General features: G+C 67.3%; 27 protein-coding genes and 1 tRNA gene. 4 read left to right on the top strand and 24 right to left on the bottom strand.

Going from position 1 to position 16233, the window contains the following annotated elements; genetic code table 11:
* Nucleotides 1-504: 504 nt before the first annotated feature.
* From EXE42_RS07050 to EXE42_RS06975, 16 genes are all read right to left on the bottom strand, one after another.
* Nucleotides 505-687 carry a hypothetical protein gene (locus EXE42_RS07050; RefSeq protein WP_137706199.1) on the bottom strand — a complete coding sequence of 61 codons (183 nt, stop codon included), beginning with the start codon at nt 685-687 and terminating at the stop codon, nt 505-507.
* A 293-nt stretch (nt 688-980) separates the two neighbouring features.
* Nucleotides 981-1211, bottom strand: a complete 231-nt coding sequence (locus EXE42_RS07045) for a hypothetical protein (protein WP_137717966.1) — start codon at nt 1209-1211, stop codon at nt 981-983.
* Nucleotides 1208-1486 carry a hypothetical protein gene (locus EXE42_RS07040; protein WP_137706197.1) on the bottom strand — a complete coding sequence of 93 codons (279 nt, stop codon included), beginning with the start codon at nt 1484-1486 and terminating at the stop codon, nt 1208-1210. Before EXE42_RS07040 ends, EXE42_RS07045 begins: the two co-directional genes overlap by 4 nt.
* Entirely contained in the window at nt 1470-1679 is a 210-nt protein-coding gene (locus EXE42_RS07035; RefSeq protein WP_137706196.1) for a hypothetical protein, read from the bottom strand. Before EXE42_RS07035 ends, EXE42_RS07040 begins: the two co-directional genes overlap by 17 nt.
* On the bottom strand, nt 1676-1870 hold the full coding sequence (locus tag EXE42_RS07030; protein WP_137706195.1) for a hypothetical protein: 195 nt from the start codon (nt 1868-1870) through the stop codon (nt 1676-1678). Before EXE42_RS07030 ends, EXE42_RS07035 begins: the two co-directional genes overlap by 4 nt.
* Nucleotides 1871-1990: 120 nt before the next feature.
* Entirely contained in the window at nt 1991-2905 is a 915-nt protein-coding gene (locus EXE42_RS07025; RefSeq protein WP_137706194.1) for a DNA adenine methylase, read from the bottom strand.
* Complete coding sequence (locus tag EXE42_RS07020; protein WP_137706193.1) at nt 2895-3080, bottom strand: hypothetical protein; 186 nt, start codon at nt 3078-3080, stop codon at nt 2895-2897. Before EXE42_RS07020 ends, EXE42_RS07025 begins: the two co-directional genes overlap by 11 nt.
* A complete protein-coding gene (locus EXE42_RS07015; RefSeq protein WP_137706192.1) occupies nt 3073-3414 on the bottom strand; it encodes a hypothetical protein in 342 nt (113 codons plus the stop codon). The genes EXE42_RS07020 and EXE42_RS07015 overlap by 8 nt, the downstream gene beginning before the upstream one ends.
* The gene (locus EXE42_RS07010) at nt 3407-3790 is read right to left on the bottom strand and encodes a hypothetical protein (protein ID WP_137706191.1); all 384 of its coding nucleotides are present in this window, start codon (nt 3788-3790) and stop codon (nt 3407-3409) included. Before EXE42_RS07010 ends, EXE42_RS07015 begins: the two co-directional genes overlap by 8 nt.
* Nucleotides 3783-4142 (bottom strand): HNH endonuclease, encoded by a 360-nt coding sequence (locus EXE42_RS07005; protein ID WP_137706190.1) that lies wholly within the window; start codon nt 4140-4142, stop codon nt 3783-3785. The genes EXE42_RS07010 and EXE42_RS07005 overlap by 8 nt, the downstream gene beginning before the upstream one ends.
* Nucleotides 4142-4366, bottom strand: coding sequence for a hypothetical protein (locus EXE42_RS07000; protein WP_137706189.1), 225 nt, complete (start codon nt 4364-4366; stop codon nt 4142-4144). Before EXE42_RS07000 ends, EXE42_RS07005 begins: the two co-directional genes overlap by 1 nt.
* A complete protein-coding gene (locus EXE42_RS06995; protein ID WP_137706188.1) occupies nt 4363-4590 on the bottom strand; it encodes a hypothetical protein in 228 nt (75 codons plus the stop codon). Before EXE42_RS06995 ends, EXE42_RS07000 begins: the two co-directional genes overlap by 4 nt.
* On the bottom strand, nt 4580-5095 hold the full coding sequence (locus tag EXE42_RS06990) for a hypothetical protein (protein WP_137706187.1): 516 nt from the start codon (nt 5093-5095) through the stop codon (nt 4580-4582). Before EXE42_RS06990 ends, EXE42_RS06995 begins: the two co-directional genes overlap by 11 nt.
* A gap of 268 nt (nt 5096-5363) precedes the next feature.
* Nucleotides 5364-5831: a hypothetical protein gene (locus tag EXE42_RS06985; RefSeq protein WP_241988346.1), complete on the bottom strand. Its 468-nt coding sequence runs from the start codon at nt 5829-5831 to the stop codon at nt 5364-5366.
* Nucleotides 5828-6169: a hypothetical protein gene (locus tag EXE42_RS06980; RefSeq protein WP_137706185.1), complete on the bottom strand. Its 342-nt coding sequence runs from the start codon at nt 6167-6169 to the stop codon at nt 5828-5830. Before EXE42_RS06980 ends, EXE42_RS06985 begins: the two co-directional genes overlap by 4 nt.
* A gap of 73 nt (nt 6170-6242) precedes the next feature.
* Nucleotides 6243-6316: transfer RNA gene (locus tag EXE42_RS06975), tRNA-Lys, on the bottom strand.
* Nucleotides 6317-6475: 159 nt separating this feature from the next.
* Between EXE42_RS06975 and EXE42_RS06970 the strand changes: the two genes are divergently transcribed.
* Nucleotides 6476-7942 carry a DHH family phosphoesterase gene (locus EXE42_RS06970; protein WP_137706184.1) on the top strand — a complete coding sequence of 489 codons (1467 nt, stop codon included), beginning with the start codon at nt 6476-6478 and terminating at the stop codon, nt 7940-7942.
* A gap of 84 nt (nt 7943-8026) precedes the next feature.
* Complete coding sequence (locus EXE42_RS06965; protein WP_092921956.1) at nt 8027-8230, top strand: hypothetical protein; 204 nt, start codon at nt 8027-8029, stop codon at nt 8228-8230.
* 128 nt (nt 8231-8358) lie between these two features.
* Here EXE42_RS06965 and EXE42_RS06960 read toward each other — a convergent pair whose 3' ends face one another.
* A complete protein-coding gene (locus EXE42_RS06960; protein WP_137706183.1) occupies nt 8359-9333 on the bottom strand; it encodes a sugar phosphate nucleotidyltransferase in 975 nt (324 codons plus the stop codon).
* Nucleotides 9334-9463: 130 nt separating this feature from the next.
* Here EXE42_RS06960 and EXE42_RS06955 point away from each other — a divergent pair, with 130 nt between their 5' ends.
* A complete protein-coding gene (locus tag EXE42_RS06955) occupies nt 9464-9775 on the top strand; it encodes a transcriptional regulator (RefSeq protein ID WP_092921950.1) in 312 nt (103 codons plus the stop codon).
* A gap of 36 nt (nt 9776-9811) precedes the next feature.
* Here EXE42_RS06955 and EXE42_RS06950 read toward each other — a convergent pair whose 3' ends face one another.
* The 4 genes from EXE42_RS06950 to EXE42_RS06935 all read right to left on the bottom strand — a co-directional run bounded on the left by EXE42_RS06950 (nt 9812) and on the right by EXE42_RS06935 (nt 12962).
* On the bottom strand, nt 9812-10489 hold the full coding sequence (locus EXE42_RS06950; RefSeq protein WP_092921947.1) for a type 1 glutamine amidotransferase domain-containing protein: 678 nt from the start codon (nt 10487-10489) through the stop codon (nt 9812-9814).
* Between the two features lie 428 nt (nt 10490-10917).
* Nucleotides 10918-11487 carry a hypoxanthine/guanine phosphoribosyltransferase gene (gene hpt / locus EXE42_RS06945; RefSeq protein ID WP_092921944.1) on the bottom strand — a complete coding sequence of 190 codons (570 nt, stop codon included), beginning with the start codon at nt 11485-11487 and terminating at the stop codon, nt 10918-10920.
* Nucleotides 11488-11873: 386 nt separating this feature from the next.
* Nucleotides 11874-12650, bottom strand: a complete 777-nt coding sequence (locus EXE42_RS06940; RefSeq protein ID WP_137706182.1) for an enoyl-CoA hydratase/isomerase family protein — start codon at nt 12648-12650, stop codon at nt 11874-11876.
* Nucleotides 12651-12740: 90 nt separating this feature from the next.
* Nucleotides 12741-12962, bottom strand: a complete 222-nt coding sequence (locus tag EXE42_RS06935) for a hypothetical protein (protein WP_092921938.1) — start codon at nt 12960-12962, stop codon at nt 12741-12743.
* A 172-nt stretch (nt 12963-13134) separates the two neighbouring features.
* Between EXE42_RS06935 and aroC the strand changes: the two genes are divergently transcribed.
* A complete protein-coding gene (aroC, locus tag EXE42_RS06930) occupies nt 13135-14322 on the top strand; it encodes a chorismate synthase (protein ID WP_137706181.1) in 1188 nt (395 codons plus the stop codon).
* Between the two features lie 27 nt (nt 14323-14349).
* Here aroC and EXE42_RS06925 read toward each other — a convergent pair whose 3' ends face one another.
* The 3 genes from EXE42_RS06925 to EXE42_RS06915 all read right to left on the bottom strand — a co-directional run bounded on the left by EXE42_RS06925 (nt 14350) and on the right by EXE42_RS06915 (nt 16179).
* A complete protein-coding gene (locus tag EXE42_RS06925; RefSeq protein ID WP_092921933.1) occupies nt 14350-14559 on the bottom strand; it encodes a hypothetical protein in 210 nt (69 codons plus the stop codon).
* 51 nt (nt 14560-14610) lie between these two features.
* Nucleotides 14611-15504 carry a ZIP family metal transporter gene (locus EXE42_RS06920; protein ID WP_137706180.1) on the bottom strand — a complete coding sequence of 298 codons (894 nt, stop codon included), beginning with the start codon at nt 15502-15504 and terminating at the stop codon, nt 14611-14613.
* Nucleotides 15505-15582: 78 nt separating this feature from the next.
* Complete coding sequence (locus tag EXE42_RS06915) at nt 15583-16179, bottom strand: TIGR04206 family protein (protein WP_092921929.1); 597 nt, start codon at nt 16177-16179, stop codon at nt 15583-15585.
* Nucleotides 16180-16233: the final 54 nt, after the last annotated feature.

The following is a 16233-nucleotide window of genomic DNA, read 5'->3' as shown; positions in this document are numbered from 1 at the left end:
CTTCGTCCTTCTACTCCGTGATAACAGCTGATTAGATCGCTATTCAACACAGCACCCCATTCGACAGCTGAAGCAGTAATCCGATTCGGAACCCGAGGCATTGATCAGCTTGAATCGGATGTCTCCGAGAGCAAATCTATCGAGATCAAGTTCCTGATTGATGTTGAAGATAATGTAGGGCACTATCAGTTAAGCTACACAGACGTTGTAGATTCATCCTGACCTAACAGAGAGTTATATTGGAACATCATCTCCACGAATCATATCAATATCCGCTCGTGAGAGGAATTCGCGATATGGCCTATTTCGCCTGCCATCCGCTTGTTGGAGCTGGCCCTTATGGTTCGCTTTCACATGAAATTTGAACGTCTTTGGCGTCGATTCTGTGTCTCCAGATACCTCGGCACCGCATTCGGCACACGTGAACGTGCGATCGTCGCTCATACCCAATAATCGGTCTCAGCAATAATGAAAAGTCGGACACCAAATACAGCGAATAGAGACTTACTTCTCAAACGTCAGTAGCGCAGATGAGTAAGGGCGGTTCAGCTGCGGATCGAAGTGAGTAGCGAATTCTTGGTCGACTAATTCGAATCCGTCAGCTTCGTGTTCGGATATCCTCTTGTTCAGCTCTTCGTCGAACACTTCGTCATCCGATTCTTTCAGTTCGACAACCTTCTTTCCCATACCTATCCGTCTGACTGAATCATAAAAAAATAATCGTGCCGTCGGTGTCGCCTCTTAGATCCAGCACTCGGTACAGTAGGAACCAGCTGTCTGGCTCCGCCAGACTTCATCCGTATCTTGCTCACTATTCATCTGCGGCCTCACAGACACCGACGTGGACCGGCCACCTGTTTTTCGGGATTGCCTCACCGCAGTGGAGACAAGTTCTCGTATCCACCTTCGGAGGCGATTTTGACGTGTCTTCATAGCGCTCAGGATCGTGGCCCCTGTGCGTACTCTCGCCCGAAGATCCCTCACGCGACATCATCAACCTCGTCGAGTCCGACTCGCTCCGGGTCCTCGGCGCTCAGCACCTCGGTCATCGTCATGTCGTTGTCGAAGTTCCCGATCGCGAACGGATTGGGGATGATGTTGAACGGGCCAAAACCGGTGTGTTTGGCCTCAATGTGAGCGTGAAGCCAGCCGACCGAGACCGACTCCTTGCCGCACTCAGTACAGCGGTACACTACTACAGCGTCTTTCACAGTGCTTCAACCTCCTTGCCGAGTCGCTTCTGGTTGTGTCTCCACGTGTCGGATTCGTCCCACTCCAGCTGGCGAAGTTGGTCCGTAGAGAGTTGGAACGCTTCGCTGTGGTCGAGTCCCCGGACCGGGATCATCCGCTCGACGACGATGTTACGCTCGCCGCAGTGCGTACACTTCCCGGTCCATCCGACGCCGGGGCGATCGATCGCTTCGATCCAACGGACGATACCGCCACAGTTCTCGTGTATCTTCACGCAGTCAGTCCATTTTGGCATCGTCTAACACCTCCAGCCATTCGCTGGGCACGTCCTCACGTTCCACTTCTGTCTTTCCGATGGCTCGGATCTTCTCCTCGTCGATACGTTCCCACCGTGTCACGCGGTAATACGCATCCGTCAGCGGCGACCTCGCGTAGCGCTCTCCGTCGTGGATGTCGTTTTCGTTCCAGCGGTCAGTTCCCTCAGTCAATTGCTCAACACCTCGTTGAGATCGTCCCGAAGCCGCCGGGCCTGCTCGTCAGAGAGGCGAGCCACGTGCGAGGGAAGGTTGTCGCGCAGCTCGGCGTGCGGGCCCTCGACCCGCTTGAGGATGCGGACGTGCTTTCCGTCCGCCTCGACGTCTGCCCGCTCGGCCGTATAGACCGTCTTCGAGAGGCTCATCGGTCCTCCTCCGGTGTCATCGGCACGCCTGCCGGGACCGGACGGACGTGGCCGGCGCCGTCGTAGCTCTCCCCGTCGCGAGGCTCGCGATCGGCTCCGTCTCCGAATTGATCGTCGGCGTTACTCGGCACCGGCCTCACCTCCGTCTGTCGCGGCGAGCGTCTGTTGACCGAGTCCGGACCACATCTTCGCCGTCGACGGATCGTAGGAACAGAACAGTCGCTCCGGCCTGTCGCTGTTGTCGAGCGACGCCGATCGGTTGTAACTCCGCTCGACCACAGCCGTCGCGAGGTCTTCCAGCCCCTCCGGCGGTTCCGAGTAGGAGACGATCCACTCGCCGTCGACGGACCGAAGCGTCTCGACGAGGCCCCCGTGGTCGAACAGCGGCCCGCGGTAGTAGTTGTCCTTCTCCTCGGTGTACGGCGGATCGCAGTAGAACAGTACGCCGTCGTCGTCGTACCGCTCGAACTGCTCAGAGTAGTCGCCGCATTCGATCGCGACGCCCTTGAACCGGTCACGGAGACGCTGTATCCGTCCGGGGACGCGAGCCCATATCTCAGACTTCTGCGGCCCCTTCCGCGGGGTATCCGTCGCGAAGCCGGCTCGCTGTCCGTAGCGCCCGGAAAAGCTGGCGTACCGAAGGAACACCCACCGCGCTGCTTCCTCAACGAGATCCCCGCCGAGGTCTTGCTCGGGGTCGCGGAACTGTCGCGACCACTCGTTGTAGAGACCGCGCGAGTACGGGATGTCGCGGACGGCCTTGGCGAGCTCCTCGGGACGGTCTCGGACCGCCTCGAAGAACCGCACCACGTACTCGTCGCGGTCGTTGAAAATCTCGGCGCGGCTCCGCGGCTTATTCAGCAGCACTCCCGCAGCACCGCCGAACGGGACCACGAACGTCTCATGATCGCAGAGGTTCTCAACGATCCACGGCGCGAGGAACGTCTTACTCCCGATGTACGGGAACGCCGAGACCTTCCGGTTCGACTGAGACCGATCAACTCCATCGGCGTCTTCCGCGCGCTCATTCGGCATCGGAGGCCCACCCCCGGAACTCGTCGAAGCAGCTTTCGCAGAGGTCGAGGTTGTCAACGCCCTCGTAGCTCCGGCTCGCGGGATCGCCGCAGCGTGAACACTCGACGCCGCCAGCGGTCCCGCCGGCAGGGAACGTTACCGGCTGCGGAATCTCTCCGTCGTCCTGCTCAGACATCGACATCGACCTCGTGGCCGCCCTCACTGACGGGATCGAAGTAGTCGATCACCGACTCCACGCCGTAGCCGGCCGGCGCCTCGCGCAGCGCCTCGCGGACGCTGTCGTAGTCGGCGGGGTCGAACGTCTCGGTGCCGCCGTCGGTCGCCAGCTCGGGCTCGTCCGCCTGAAGCTCGACCTCGACGAACTCCTGGCCGTCGCGAAGCTCCGCCGCGATCACGTCGGCGGCGCAGTCACGCTCGGCCCAGTTCGCCGCGCGACCGAGTAGTGCGGCGAGATCGTCGACGCTGTCCGTCGTGAACTGCGGATCTTCCCGCTTCTGTTGCTCACTCATCGTTTGCTCCACGGCCGGGTCCGCTAACCGGCGCGACGACCACGGCGGCGTTGTCGCGATTGCCGAAGAACGGTGCGTCCGGACGAAGCGCCAGCAGCGGGCTGTCCGGGTTCTTGTCATCGTCGCCATTCGGTGGGTCAACGAGGCAAATGTCCACCTTCTCCCAGTCGAGCGTCTCTATTAATTCGAGACCCTGCTTGAGGTACTCCACGTTAACGGTCGTCTCTCGGCGTTCGAGGTCTCCCCAGTCGGTTGAGTCGATTCCGACCACTGACAGCTTATCGGTTAGTGACGCGCCCTGTTCAACTCCCGCGCCGTAGTCCTCACTGTCGTCGGTAGTGTCGCTCATGGTCTCGTTGGTAGTCTCGTCAGTCATCAGCCGGTACCTCCAGGTCCCCACCCGCATCCGGGGTCGGTGTCTTCGACGCCGTCGTCGCGTGACGCCGAGCGTGTTCGCCGTGGTCGACAACCTCGATATTCTCGCCTCGGTTGTCCCACTTCAGTCCGTTCTCGTGGTGGACGTCCGAGCCGTCGAGGTCCGCAAAGATCGCCCACAGCGGCGTCGACACCGAGTAGCACTCGACGATCGCCAGCAGCCGGTGGTGCGGAACGTACACGTCTTCTTTCCCGTCGCGGTCGGTCGACGGCCGGTACTCCCACGACCGCCACCGCTCGTAGCCCGCACCCGAGCCGCTCCCGGCCTTCGTCTCGAATCGCGCGGCCGACATCACCGGTCACCCCCAGTGAACAGGTCCGCCGTCCGCTCGATCTTCTCCGGGACGTCGTCAAGCGTCGCCGCGAGCTCTTCTTCGGAGGTCCCCGCGGGCGCCTCGACGACGAGACTGATGTCGCCGCGCTCCGCGCTCGCCAGCATCCGGTCGCCCGAGATCTCGACGTTCAGCACGGTCGGCTGCTCCGGCGCCGCCTCCTGCGGCGTCTCGTCGACGCTCATGCTTCCCTCCAGTAGTCGACCACGTGGCTCGCGTGCTTCTCGTCGTGCTCCCAGGGATCGTCGTCGCCGACCTCTAGCAGCATCGTCGTCGTCGCCTCGCACGTACAGCAGTACGCCGAGACGACTCGCCGCTCGTCGACGTCGACCTCGTAGGGTTCGGGCTCGGACGGGCCGCGCATGTCGACGTTCTCGGCCGCGCCGACCACGCGCTCGCTACGCGCCATCGGCCACCTCCGCGCCGGCCTCGGCCAGCTCGTCGAGTCGGTCGCTCGCTTCGCCGCCGTCCGCGACCGCTTCCCCCGACGATGTCGACGCCGCGGGCTCGGCCGCTTCGATCTCGCTCCCGTCGAGGCGCCCGACTACGAGCGTCACCTCGTGAAGGCCTTGGTGGAGCGCGACTGCGTCGTTCGCCTTCAGCGGCTGGAGCGCCACCTTCCGAACCGCTTCCTTCTGGATGTTCAGGTGGTTTGCCAGCACCGACTCCGCCGTATTCAGTTCAAGTCGCCCGCCGATTCCGGCCCACTCGACGAGCTTCCGGTGGGCGTCACGCGCTTTCACCGGCAGTCCGGTGTCGTCGCTCGACTCGGCGCCGTCGCCGCTGCCGTAGGCAGTCGCGACGGCCTTCCGAATCGCTTCGGACCGCGACCCGTGTTCTTCTTCGGCCGCCTCCAGTGCCTCGACGAGGTCCGCGTCCCTGAACCGAACCGTCGCGTGGACGTCGTCGCTCATCGACGCTCACCCCCCTCGCCTGCGACCGCCCGAGCGGCCGCATTATGCGCACCAGCGCGCGCGCCGCCTGCTGTTCGCGGACACACGCTCGGGTGCGCCACGAGGGCGCCGTTTTCTCCGCCCCCCCGTACCTGTGTTACAGAACACAGAAACGAGGGTAGAGCGTTCGATTCGTCCGAAGAGCCGAGAATATCCTGTGTTACAGCCGATCCGATTTGTAACACAGACTCGGCTCCAGTTGTTCCACTCGAAACAGTCGAAACGGAGATCACCGTTCGACACCTCCGTCGGCCGCGACCGGCTGGCTCGCGTCGGCGTCGGCGCGGTCGGCCTCGACATCGTCGACCGAGAACCACCAGGGCGGCGAGAGGTACGTCTCACCGGTGTCGAGGTCGGTGACGCCGAGCTGCTCGCGGCTCCACTTCCACCAGAGCAGCGCGACGTGAGCGCACCAGTCCCGGAAACGGTGACCGTCGCAGTCGCACTCGGCGACGAGATCTCCCTCGTAGACCGCGAACAGCACGCGGTGCTTCGAAAGCGCGCTCTCGTCGTCTTCGCGGCCGAGGAGGACGTCGAACTCAGCCGGGTTGACCGAGCCGATCTGCGACGGCGCTGCCTGCGCTCGCCGCCAGCTCGTCGACGTGGTCCATCCGCTCGGGAACTGGAGTTGATCCGGCTCGCCGAGACGGTTCGCGATCTGCTCGCGAAGCTCCTCGACGCCAGTCTCGGCGCTCATGGCGGGGAACACCTCTTCACGAAGTTCCCGACGCCACCTGCGTGCCTGTCCTCGATGTGGCTCCGGATCGCATCGCGGACTGCCTGATCCCCACAGCGGATCTTGGAGATCCACTCGTCCTCGTCGAACCGCGTGTTCACCGAGTAGTAGACCGGCTCGCCTTCGACTTCTTCGCGAACGTAGCCGCTCCAGCCCGCACTACCCTGCCAGAGCCGCAGCTCTCCGTTCGCGTTGAAGAGTTCCGAGATCTGTAGTTCTCGGCGTTCTTCGAAGACCGCCTGAGCAGCGTTTTCATCGGCGTCGAGGTCGACGTCGATCTGCCGCTCGACACTGCTCATGCCGCCACCTCCTGTCCCGGCGCTAAAGTGCCGAAACCTGTCAGTAGAAGGTGGAAAACGGTTATATGAGGAGCGGGCCGGGCGCGATTTGAACACGCGACCGACGGATTAAGAGTCCGTCGCTCTCCCTAACTGAGCTACCGGCCCTCACTGAATCGTACCGCTGTCGAGTTAAAAGACCTTTTCATTCCGTGACGACGGCGGCACAGAGACCGTTCCGCGCGGCCGCCGCGGCGGCACCCGGTTCCGGCCCGGCGGGGCCGCGAGAGCGCACTCGTTAAGTGTCGTGCCGCGGAAATCCCTTCAATGAGTAGTGGGGCATCCGGATCCGCGCGGACCCGGTACGCCATCCTCGGCTGTGGGAGCGTCGGGCACGCCGTCGCTGAGGAACTGACCGAGCGCGGGAAGGACGTCCTCATCCTCGACCGCGACGAGAGCCGGGTCGAGGCGCTCCGCGATCAGGACCTCAACGCGCGCGTTCAGGACATCGCCGAGCCCGACGTCGTCGACGAACTCGACGGCCGAGATATCGTGTTGATCCTCTCCAGCGACGTCGAGGCCAACAAGGCGGCCGTCTCCGCGATACGCGACACCGGCGGCGACCACTACGTCGTCGTCCGGGCCTCCGACCCCGTCAGCGAGGACGAGCTGCGGGAGCGCGGCGCCGACGTCGTGATCAACCCCTCGACGGTGATCGCGGACAGCGCGCTCCAGTCGCTGGAGACCGGCGAACTGGAGTACATGGCCCGCCAGCTCGCGGAGATCATCGAGGAGGGCGGCGACCGGATGGCGATCCTCACCCACGACAACCCGGAGCCGGACTCGATCGCCTCGGCGACCGCGCTCCAGGCGATCGCCGAGGCGTTCGGCGTCGACGCCGACATCATCTACTCGGGCGACGTCGGTCACCAAGAGAACCGGGCGTTCGTCAATCTCCTCGGGATCGACCTGCTGGCGCGCTCCGAGGCGCCGCCGCTCTCGGAGTACGAGACGGTCGCCGCGGTCGACCTCGCGAAGGCCGCCGCCGAGGACCTCGACCTCGGCGTCGGCATCGACGTCTACCTCGACCACCTGGAGTCGGAGGTGCCGTTCGACGCGCGCTTCGTCGACGTGCGCACCAACGTCTCCTCGACGTCCACGATCCTCACGAAGTACCTCCAGGAGTTCGACCAGTCGCCCTCGGAGGCGGTCGCGACCGCCCTCCTCTACGGGATCCGCGCCGAGACGCTGGACTTCAAGCGGGACACGACGCCCGCAGATCTGACCGCGGCCGCGTACCTCCACCCGTTCGCGAACCACGACACGCTCGAACAGGTGGAGTCGCCGTCGATGAGCCCGGAGACCCTGGACGTGCTCGCGGAGGCGATCCAGAACCGCGAGGTCCAGGGGAGTCACCTCTTCTCGACCGCCGGGTTCATCCGCGACCGCGAGGCGCTCGCGCAGGCCGCGCAACACCTCCTCAACTTAGAGGGGATCACGACGACGGCCGTGTTGGGCATCGCCGACGAGAAGATCTACCTCGCCGCGCGCTCGAAGGACATCCGGCTGAACATCGGCAACGTCCTCGACGAGGCGTTCTCGGAGATGGGCGACGCCGCCGGCCACTCCACGCAGGGGTCGCTCGAGATCCCGCTCGGCATCTTCACCGGCATCGAGGCGAGCGGCGAGAACCGCGACACGCTGCTCCACCTCACCGAGGAGGCGGTCCGCCGGAAGCTGTTCGACGCGCTCGGCGTGGAGGGCGGGAGCGGCGACGGCTCGAACGGGTCCTGAGCCCCTCGACCGACGGCCTCGAAGAATCCCCGTTCGGCGCGGTCGTTTTCCCGCTCGCGGCCGTACCACCGACGACCGCGCCGCATGTACGTCCCCGACGACCCGCCGGCGAACTGCCCCGCCTGCGGCGACCCGTACGACTCGGTCTCGCGACACGCCGACGGCTTCGTGGCGAACCTGCTGGACAACGAGCGCTACCAGCGGGTGTGTTTCTACCCCGCGACCGACGACGGCGACCCCGTCCTCGACTGCTACCACCACACGCACGAGCAGGCCGGCACGGACTGACCGGACTGGCACAGACTGACCTGGCTGGCACGGACTGAGTTGGCTGGCACGGACTGACGGGTCCGGTACAGACTGGCGGGGTCGGAACCGGAATTCGGAGGAAAGGACGCCCGAACCGCGGAGTCAGCTTAGAAGTCGTCGCCCTCGGTGATCGAGGTGTACGACCCGATCAGCGCGCCCGTGAGGTCGACGCCCTCCAGGACGGCACCCGTGTCGATCACGGAGTTGCGGACCTCCGAGTCGGTGATCGTCGCGTCCTCGAAGACGACGGCCCGCTCGAGCGTCGAGTCGGTCACCGTCGCGCCCGACATCACGTGGACGACGTCGCCGAGGTCGCTCCCCTCGACGGTCGCGTCGGGGGCGACGAGCGTCTCGCCGTCGAGCGCGTACTCGACGGCGTCGAGGTAGCTGTCGGCGGTGCCGATGTCGAACCACGCGCCGTCGAAGGTGTACGCGTGGACCGCGCCGCGCTGTTGGAGCCACTGGAGGAACCAGCCCGGCTCGTCCGGGTTGTTGTCGTCCGCGAGGTAGGTGGTGAGCTTCGGGAGCGTCTCGGCGGGGAACGCGTAACAGGCGATGGAGACGAGCGTCGACTGCGGGTCGGCGGGCTTCTCCTGGAAGTCGATCACCTCGTCGCCGTCCAGTTGGACGAGCCCGTACGACTTCGCGCGCTCGCGGTCGCCCACGTCGTAGGCGGCCAGCGTCGGGGTGCCCTTGTCCTCGAAGAAATCGGTGAAGTCCGCCAGGTCGAAGCTGATCATGTTGTCGCCGGCGACGACGATCAGGTCGTCGTCGACGTCCTCGCGGTCGACGAGCTGCTCGAGCGCCCCCACGACGCCGAACTTCTCGTCCTCCTCGACCGTCTCCTCGACCGAGAGCGTCGGCTTCTCGAAGGGGCTGTCGGCGAGGTACTCAGCGAACGTGTCGGCGAAGCGCTCGTTCGTCGAGACGAACACCTCGTCGACGCGGTCGTCCGCCTCCAGGTCCTCGAATATCTCGTCGATGACGGTGTTCTCTCCGACCGGCAGGAACATCTTCGGCCGGTGTTCGGTGATCGGCCACAGTCTGGTCGCGTAGCCACCCGCGAGTACGACGGCTTTCATACCCACTCCCTCTCACCCCGGTGACATACCTCTTGTGCCCGTGTCATGGTCGCGGTCGCGCGTGCCGCTGACGCCTCGGCTCGGCGTCGCGATCCCGGACGGTTTTGCTCGTCGCCGTCGAATCCCGCCCATGGAGACGACCCGCCAGCGGATCGCCGACGCGCTCCGCGAGGATCCCCGGACCGCGAGCGACCTCGCGGAGACGCTGTCGCTGCCGACGCCCGTCGTGTACGAGCACCTCGAACACGTCTCGCGGTCGGTGACCGACGGCGACGGACCCGACGGCGACGGAGGCGGGGGCGCGGACGAGGAGTTCCTCGTCGCGCCGCCGACCTGCCGCGACTGCGGGTTCGACGGCTTCGACGACCCGGTCAACGACCCGTCGCGGTGTCCCGAGTGTAGGAGCGAGCGGATCGAGGAGCCGGCGTTCGTGATCCGATAGCGGGAGAGGGCGGGCCGCGACCGCAGAGCGGCGCGCCTACAGCTCGTCGAGCAGCGTCGCGGCCGCGGCCGACGAGGAGCCCGGACCGCGGGCGGTGATCAGGTCGCCGTCGACCGTGACGCTCTCGTCGGCGTCGAGCTCGGCGTCGAAGTCGGCGCCCGCGAGGACGACCTCGTCTTCGACCCAGTACGGGAGCTTCCGGCCGTCGGGCATCACGTCGTCCTCGTTGACGATGTCCGCCTCCCACTCGTTCGGGAATCCGGTGACTGCGCGTCCCTCGACGAGCGGCGTCCCGTCGGCCTCGTTCGTGAACGCGAGGATACCCACCGCGTGGCAGACGACGAGGGCGACGCCATCCTCGCCCGCGACCGCGTCGAGCAGCAGCTGTCGGGCGTGGCGGTCCTGGTTCACGTCCCAGACGGTGCCGTGGCCGCCGGGGAAGACGACCGCGTCGTAGTCCGCGGCGTCGACCGTCGCGACCGGCGCCGGGTCGGTCAGTTCGGGGTGTTCCGCGTCGATCTCGCGGTACTCCGCGACGACCTCCTCGCCGCCCGCGGCCTCCGGGTCCAGCGAGCGCTCGTCGACGACCGGCGGCGACCCGGAGGGGGTCGCGACGGTCACGTCGACGCCCTCCGATTCGAGCGTGGTCAGCGGCTCGATACACTCCTCGGCCCAGTACCCCTCTTCGCTCACGACGAACAGCGCGCTGGTCATGTTCGCTTCCCCGTTCGCGGCCGCGACACAAAAGACGCCCGCGCCCGGCAGCGACGAGGGACGGCGCGGGGTTTATAATTGACCGCGGCGGTGCGGTCGGCGCGCGCCTCCGAGCGCCCGGCAGGGCGCGAGTAGTGAGAGACCGACGGTCCCTCGCTGGACGCGGCGACCGGAGCGACGCGGAGGGAGCCGCGAGGCTGGGGAGGTGTGAGGTGCTGTGCTGGGCGGGACTCAAAGGGGCAGCCGGGAGGCGCGCGCAGGCGACGCAAGCACTGGAACGAGGGAGCGTAAGCGACCGAGTGAAGCGCGCAGCGAGCGTGCGCGCGCCTCCCGGCTGGGGCTTTGGAGACGTTCGCCGAACGAGCAGTAATTTATAAACAAGCGGCCGGTGCCTTCGCGGCGCTTCCCGCATCACCGACAGCGGTTATTTATTCGTCGCCCTGCGCGTCCACGATCACGACCTCGCCGTCCTCGACGGTGACGTTGATCAGCGTCTTCACGTTGTAGTCGGTGTCGTCGAGCTCGTTTTCGCCGGCCTTCTTGATCACGGCGACGACGTCGACGATCTCCGCGCCGACCTCGTCGGTGAGCGCGTCGAGGATGGCCTTCATCGTGCCGCCCGTCGAGAGCACGTCGTCTAAGACGAGCACGCGGTCGCCCGCCTCTACGTCGTTGATGTACATTTCCGACTCGGAGTACCCTGTCTCTTGGAACAGCGGGACCTCGCCGTCGAGGCCGTACTGGCGCTTGCGAATGACGACGAGCGGGATGTCGGTCATCAGCGAGAGCGCGGTCGAGATGTGGATCCCCATCGCCGCGGGGGTGACTATCTTGTCGACGTTCTCCAGGTCCGCCTTCCGGATCAGCCGGATGACGATCTCCCGGAGCAGCTCCGGTTCGAGCATGGGGACGCCGTCGCTGATCGGGTGGACGAAGTACTGGTACTCGCCTTTCTCGATGATCGGCGCGTCGAGGAGCGACTGCCGCAACTGGTCCATGTCGCGGGTACTCGGGCGGATTAATAAAGCGTGGCGATCCCCCGATTCCGTGAACCTCGATCGCACGGTACAGGACACGGCACGCGACGAGCGATGACGCTCCAGCCAACACCGCCAAAGCCCCAGTCGCGAGGACTCGATGCGCTCGCTGTGCGCTTCACTCGGTCGCTGGCGCTCCCTCGTTCCAGTGCTTGCGTCGCGCGTCTTCGTCCTCGCGACTGCCCCTTTGAGCCCCGCCCAGCACAGCACCGCTCCGCACCTCACGCCTTCCCAGCCTCGTCGCTCACGCCCTGCGGGCGTTCGCGACTCCCTCGCGCGTGCTCCTCGCAGCCGCCTTCGGCGGCCGCTCGGAGGCGCGCGCCAACCACTGCGGTTCGAGCCTCGTCCTACTCGAACTCCGGCTCGCGCTTCTCCAGGAACGCCTCCATCCCCTCGCGCTGGTCGTGCGTGCCGAACAGACCGGCCCACGCCCGGCGTTCGAGGGCGAGCCCGGTCGCGCCCGCGCCCTCGCCGGCCGCGTTCAGCGCCTCCTTCGCGGCGCGCAGGGCCGTCGCGGGCTTCGCGGCCAGCTCCCCGGCCAGCTCGTCGATCCGGTCGTCGAACTCGGCGTCGGCGACGACCTCGCCGACGAACCCGACCTCGGCCGCCTCGGCCGCGTCGATCCGCTCGCCGAGGAAGATCAACCGGCGGGCGACCTCGTCGCCGACGAGCGCCGGGAGCCGCTGCGTGCCCCCCCAGCCCGGGATGATGCCGAGGTCGATCTCGGTCTGCCCGAGCACCGCGCTCTCGGCGGCGACCCGCAGGTCGCAGGCCAAGGCGAGCTCGCAGCCCCCGCCGAACGCGTAGCCGTCGACCGCGGCGACCGTCGGCGCCGGGAACGTCTCGATGGCCTCCGCGACGCGGTGGCCGAGCTCGGCGTACGCCTGCGCCTCGGGGGTCGACATATCGACCATGTAGGAGATGTCCGCGCCCGCGACGAACGCCTCGTCGCCCGCGCCGGCGATCACGAGGACGCGGGCGTCGCGGTCGGCCGCCTCGTCAAGCGCGCCCTCGACCGCTTCGAGCGTCTCGACGGTGAGCGCGTTGAGCTGTTCGGGTCGGTCGATCGTGATCGTCGCGACCCCGCGGTCGTCGACGTCGAAGGCGATGGTGTCTCGACTCATACGCGCCCCGTCGCGCGGCGGCGTGAAAACGGTTCGGCAGGCGGATCCGGGCGTCCGGAAGCGGAACCGGGAGGCGACCGAAACGCCCCGTCAGACTTCTTCGCGGCTGTCGATCCCGGTGTAGATGAACCACGCCGTCGTGTAGACGCCGACGAACAACAGGTAGCCGACGATCAGGCCGCCGAGCTGTCGGCTCGCGAGCCCGTCGGGGAGCGTCCGCGAGAGGATGCCGAGTGCGAGGACGAAGACGACGAGCGAGAACAGGCCCGAAAGGGCGTACACGCCGAGGTCCGAGGTGAGTCGATCGCGCACGCTCCGACCAACGGGGTCCCGTTACATACCCCCATCGGTCGCGCGCCGAGCCGCCGAGCCGCCGCGCCGCGGCGCGGCCGCGACCCGTCAGCGGCCCGCCACCGGCAGCCGCCGGACCGAGACCCGTTGCGCGGATTGCAACCCCTATATGCCCCCGGCCACACGTACCGGTATGAACGGGAACCGGTTCGGCCGACTCTTCCAGCTGACGACCTACGGCGAGAGCCACGGCGACGCGATGGGCGTCACCGTCTCCGGCGTGCCCGCGGGCGTCGAGCTCGACGAGGAGGCGATCCAGACGCAGCTCGACCGGCGCAAGCCGGGGCAGTCGATGATCACCACCTCGCGCGGCGAGCCCGACGAGGTCGTCGTTAACTCCGGCGTTCAGGACGGCTACACCACCGGGACGCCGATCGGCATGGTGATCCAGAACAAGGACGCGCGCTCGGGGAAGTACGAGCCGTACGTCACCGCGCCGCGCCCCTCGCACGGCGACTACACCTACTCCGCGAAGTTCGGCACGCGCAACTGGGGCGGCGGCGGGCGCTCCTCCGCCCGCGAGACCGTGAACTGGGTCGCGGCCGGCGCGGTCGCGGAACAGGTCCTCGACGCCTCCGAGTACGACGTGGAGATCAAGGGCCACGTCAACCGCATCGGCGACGTCGAGGCCGACGCGGTGAGCTTCGAGCAGCTGCTCGAACGCAGCGAGGAGAACGACGTGCGCTGCGCGGACCCCGAGGCCGCCGCCGAGATGCAGGAGCTGATCGAGGCGTACCAGGAGAAGGGCGATTCCATCGGCGGCTCGATCTACTTCGAGTGCCGCGGCGTGCCGCGCGGGCTCGGCGCCCCGCGGTTCGACGGGTTCCCGAGCCGGCTCGGGCAGGCGATGTTCTCGATTCCGGCCACGACCGGCGTCGAGTTCGGCCTCGGGAAAGACGCCGTCGACGTGACGGGCAGCGAGCGCAACGAGGACTGGACGTTCGACGACGGCGAGTCGTTCGACCACGTCGAGAGCGACGAGGGCGACCCGGTCCCAGAGGGGAACGACCACGGCGGGCTCCAGGGCGGGATCACCACGGGCGAACCCATCTACGGCGAGGCGACGTGGCACGCGCCCACCTCGATCCCCAAGAAGCAGCGCTCCGCCGACTGGGAGACGGGCGAGGAGAAGGAGATCCAGGTCGTCGGCCGCCACGACCCGGTCCTCCCGCCGCGGGCGGTCCCCGTCGTCGAGGCGATGCTCTACTGTACCGTCCTCGACTTCATGCTGCTCGCGGGCCGGATCAACCCCGACCGCGTCGACGGGAACCCCGGCGAGTACGACACCGACTACCACCCGAGCAGCCCGCGGAACGAGTGAGGACGGACCCCTCGCAGACCGGTCCTCCTACTCCCCGGGCGACCACTCGCAGGCGTTCCCCGCGGTGAGGTCGTTCTCGTCGACGTGCGCCGCGAGGCACGCGTAGTTACAGAAGTACGACGGCGAGCCGCAGCCGTCGTCGCAGTCGCGCACGCAGATCGGATCGTGGTCGAAGATCCGCGAGCCGCAGTACGCGCAGGTCTCGTCGCCCTCGGGCGTCGACACGGTCGTGGACATGGTCGGAGGCAGGGACTGGCGCGTTGAAAAGGCGTCGCGCGTCCGTGCGGCTCACACCACGACGACGGCGTCGACGACGACGAGGAGGACGAACCCCACGAGGAACGCCCCGGTCGCGGCGTCGGCGTGCCCGTGGCCGTGCGAGGAGGGGATCAGCTCCCGGAAGACGACCGCGAGCATCGCCCCGGCCGCGAACCCGGACGACAACGGGAACAGCCCGGACCCGAGCCCGACGAGCGAGTAGCCGAAGACGGACGCGACGACCTGCGGGACGACCCCCGAGAGGGTGGTGTACCAGACCACCCGGAGGTTCGACATGCCCGTCTCGGCCATCGGCACCGCGAACGCGAACCCGTCCGGGACGTTCTGGAGGCCGATCACGACCGCGAGCAACAGCGCCACCTCGTTCAGGCCGGACGCGAACGCGACGCCGATGGCGAGGCCTTCGGGCGCGTTGTGGAGGGTGATCGCCCCGCCGATGAGCAGCGCCTTCCGGAGCGACGACTCGCGCTCGGCGAGGATTCCTTTCCCCTCGTCGGTCGGTCCCTCGCCGGCGGGGCCGCTCCCTTCGGTCCCCTCGTCGGGCTCGACGAGCGAGTCTTCGGCCGGCGGCTCCATCACCGCGGCGTCGTCGGCGGTCGCGCCGCCCTCCGCGAACCACTCCCGATACTCGGCGTGGAGGTGCGGGATGAGGTAGTTCCCGCCGAGCAACGCCCCGCCGCCGAGGAGGACTCCCGCCATCACCGCGCGGAGCGTCCCCTCCTCCATGCCGGGGATCACGAGGCCGAACACGCTGGCGGCGACCATCAGCCCGGCCGCCAGTCCCAGGGCGGCGTCGTAGACGCGATGCGTCACCCGGGCCCGGAAAAAGACGGGGAGCGCCCCGAGACCGGTCGCGAGCCCCGCGACGGTCGTCACGGAGAGGACCGATACGAGCGTCGTCATGCGGTCCGAAACCACGCACGAGCTGATAAAGGGCCGGGGAGCGGACGCGGGAGGTCGGCGGCCGTCGCCGGATCGCGGTCAGCGAACGACCACTCGCCGGAGGTCCCCCGCGTACGCACCGACCGCGACGGCGAGCGTCGCGACCGCACCCGCGGGGAGGACGGCGAACCAGCCGGCGGTCGCGCCGACGCCGAACCGGACGCCGAGCCCCGCCGCCACCCACAGCGTCGCGGCCGCCGCGAGCACGAGCAGGCCGCCCGTCACCCGGCGGTCCTCGCGTCCGATCGCGACCCCGCTCGTGGCGCTCCCGGTCGCGAGCAGGTGGAAGCCCACCGCGAGCGGCCACGCCCGGATCGACGGCGGGAGCCGTGCGAACGGCCGCGGCTGGTCGAGGAAGTACGCCCACACCGGATACCCGCCGACGCCGAGTCCCCCGGCGTCGCCGCCGAGCGTCACGAATCCCCAGAGGCTCACCAGCGTCGGGGTCGAGTCGCCGGGGACGACCGCCATCGGGACCGCGAGCAGCGCGGCGACGAGGAGCCACTCGGCGCGACTGCTGGTGGACGAAGACCCCGGTGCCGATTCCGACATCGACCCCGGTGCCGATTCCGACGCCGACGGAGACTCGGATGACGACTCCGACGCCGACTGCGGAGCGCGGTCCGGTTTCTCCATACGAACGGTTCGACGCCCGCAGGGAAGTATGGTCGGGGGTCAGCGGGCGCCGCT

Origin of the sequence: Halorubrum sp. SP3, assembly GCF_005435195.1 — an archaeon.
In the GTDB taxonomy this organism is placed as follows: domain Archaea; phylum Halobacteriota; class Halobacteria; order Halobacteriales; family Haloferacaceae; genus Halorubrum; species Halorubrum sodomense.
This window is presented reverse-complemented; position numbering and strand designations above follow the sequence as displayed.